The 3,086-nt window shown below is 49.7% G+C and carries 2 protein-coding genes and 1 tRNA gene; 1 reads left to right on the top strand and 2 read right to left on the bottom strand.

All coding sequences use genetic code 11. The features are described 5' to 3' along the window. Both ACY69O_RS06670 and ACY69O_RS06665 read right to left on the bottom strand, forming a co-directional pair. On the bottom strand, nt 1–1,487 hold a 1,487-nt coding region (locus ACY69O_RS06670), incomplete at its 3' end, for a nickel-dependent hydrogenase large subunit (RefSeq protein ID WP_462332687.1). Beyond that, nucleotides 1,484–2,578 (bottom strand): hydrogenase small subunit, encoded by a 1,095-nt coding sequence (locus ACY69O_RS06665; RefSeq protein ID WP_462332686.1) that lies wholly within the window; start codon nt 2,576–2,578, stop codon nt 1,484–1,486. The genes ACY69O_RS06665 and ACY69O_RS06670, both read right to left, overlap by 4 nt. Nucleotides 2,579–2,873: 295 nt before the next feature. Between ACY69O_RS06665 and ACY69O_RS06660 the strand changes: the two genes are divergently transcribed. Beyond that, nucleotides 2,874–2,949, top strand: a tRNA-Ala gene (locus ACY69O_RS06660). The last annotated feature ends 137 nt before the right edge of the window (nt 2,950–3,086 follow it).

The following is a 3,086-nucleotide window of genomic DNA, read 5'->3' as shown; positions in this document are numbered from 1 at the left end:
GCATTGAGCTGGCAGTCAAGTTCACGGGCAGCCGTACGGCCGACCATAGTCGGGAGCCATACCTCAGGAGCCAGTCCGAGAACCTTCGAAACTGCCTCAATCTGATCTACCATCATCTTCTCTGCCCATGTCATATCAGGAAGGAGTCCCTGTTTAGCCTTTGTATAGATGATGATGTAGTGAGCCAGCGGACCGACCTCACACATCTTCATGTGCCACAGCGGAGTCTTGAGCCATGAGTACTTGCCCTTCTCATTAAGCTCCTTCCAGTCTGTAGGTGTACCGACCTTCGGACCCGTATATTTGGCCTTCGTCTGACCTTCCCACGGATGACGCGGCTGAGCATCTCCGTCTTTTCCTTCATATTCGTACCATGCGTGTGTAACAGCCTCGCCGAATACCTCAGGATTCTTGAGGTCGTCGCCCGTAATCTCAGTGAACTTCGCCTTCATGACACCCTGACCGAAGTTTTCAACAACACCGTTGCTGCGGATAAGGAGATTCTTGAAGAAGGCTCCGTCCTGAGTCGTCGAAGTCGTCTCAAGCGGGAACTGACCAAATGCCATAACGCGTTCTTTAGCAAGACCGCCGCCGTCTGTCATGCCCTTCTGGACATAAATGTGACCGATAGCAAGGAGGTCAGGCAGATAATATTCATTTACGAGATTACGCGCCAAATTAACCGCACGGTCAACGATATCAAGACGTGCCGTATTTATCGGCGAGTTGCCGTCATCCATGGAAATGGAGCACGGCATACCGCCTACAACATAATGCGGATGCGGATTCTTACCGCCGAATACAACATGCGGAGTAACAAGCTCGCGCTGCTTGTCCAGCATCTCAACATAATGAGCAACTGCCATCAGGTGAACCTCAGGCGGAAGCAGATTATAGTCCGGGTGATCCCACCACTGCGCGGAGAAGATACCCAGCTGACCGCTCTCAACAATTGCCTTTACCTTATCCTGAATACCTTTGAAATAGGAAGGCGTAGCACGGGGAACTTCTTTGCGGAATGCCTCCGTTACCGTGCCTGCCGGGCCGCTGAAAGGAAGCTTGTAGGTCTTCAGTACAGCGTTCTGAAGATTTGCCGTTGCTTCCGGATTTGCTGAAAGAGCAGCAACCGGGCTGACCCAGTCAAGGGCATGCAGATGATAGAAATGAACGATATGGTCCTGCACCGTAAGTGACGCAGCCATAATATTACGGATGTAATTACCGTTTTTCGGAATCTTGATTCCGAGAGCATCCTCTACCGCACGGACGCATGCAAGAGCATGAGCCGTCGTGCAGACACCGCAGATACGCTGGATATATGCCCAGGCATCACGCGGATCACGGTCGTGCAGGATAAGCTCAAGACCGCGCCATGCAGTACCGCTGGAAATAGAATCGGTTACCTTTCCGGAAGCTTCATCCACCTGCATCTCTACGCGCAGATGGCCTTCAATTCTCGTTACCGGATCAACTACTACGTGTTTCATTTATTGCCCACCTGCTCTTTCCCATTTTCTTTATCTTTATCACGCTGCTGTTTCTGTACAACACTTGCTGCCGCATGAACAGCAACACCGGCTGCCGTCGCAACCGCAAGACCTGCGCCGATTTTGTCGATATCGCCCAGCGGCCCGTATTCCGGCAAACGTGCGAACATTGGTCCCTCATCCCAGAAATGAGCATTTGAGCAGCCGATGCAGGCAGCACCGGACTGAATCGGATAGGACATGCCCTGATACCAGCGCAAATTGCCGCAGGAATTATATGTTTCAGGTCCGCGGCATCCGAGCTTATAAAGGCACCAGCCTTTTTTAGCGCCCTCGTCATCATAGCTGTCTGCGAACATACCCGCATCGAAGAACGGACGGCGGTAGCATGTATCATGAATACGGTTTCCATAGAACTGCTTTGGACGACCTTCGGAATCCAGTGGCGGAATCTTGCCGAACAAAGCAACATGCATTACAACGCCTGTCATAACCTCAGGAATCGGTGGGCAGCCCGGCACGTTGATGATAGGCTTCGTGCCTGTGTAATGTTTGATACCCGCAGAGCCTGTCGGGTTCGGTTTTGCCCCCTGAATACCGCCGTCTGTTGCACACGTACCATACGCAATAATAGCGGCTGCTCCCTTTGCAACACGCTGCAGCGTTTCAACAAACGGTTTTCCGCCTGACATGCAGAACGTACCGTTATCCGTCGTGGATACGGCACCTTCAACAGCCAGTATATACTGACCCCAGTACTTCTTGACAGTTTCCTCAAGATGATGCTCGAACGGCTCACCTGCGCCTGCACTCAGAAGATGGTCATACTCAAGCGCAATGTTCGTCAGCACCAGATCAGATGCCAACGGCGCACCGGAACGGATGAAGGACTCATCGCAGCCTGTGCACTCATGACCGTGCAGCCAGATAACAACCGGCAGCGGTTTCTTCTCCGCCGCCTCTACAACCTTTGACACCATGTCGGTGCTCAATCCCATCATAGTCGTCAGCGCAACGCACCCTTTAATGAATGTACGGCGGCTGAGACCTCTGCGCAGATAGGACTCCAACATTGTTTCCCGCTTTTCCACGCTCTCTTACCTCCTTAATACTCGTCACTTGTCTGGCGAATTATTTTTTATTGTTAACCGCAAGACAATAATTGACCTTTATATATATACTACCCTAATAATTTGACATTGTCAGCTGAAAATCCTCTTTTTTTTCGCAATTTTTTTCGATTTAGAAAAGATTTTAGAAACATACAAGGCTTTGTCTCATAATTCAATTTTCATAAATATTTCTTAATATTCGCACTTCTTTGTTCAAGTGTAATTGTTGCATTTTTCAAAAAACCGCGCTATACTTTACCTTGTTCACACAAGTGGGGACGTAGCTCAGCTGGGAGAGCGTTCGGTTCGCATCCGAGAGGTCGAGAGTTCAATCCTCTTCGTCTCCACCATGGAAATAATTATTCATACGACTGGCGTATGAATTTAACAGGGCTGAGGGAAATGATTTCTCATTTTCCTCAGCCCTGTTTTTATCTTCTCATGAAATTTTGCTGCATAAAATCCAAAAGTGAAATTACGGCTCAGG

It is taken from the genome of Schwartzia sp. (in: firmicutes), assembly GCF_978017985.1.
This window is presented reverse-complemented; position numbering and strand designations above follow the sequence as displayed.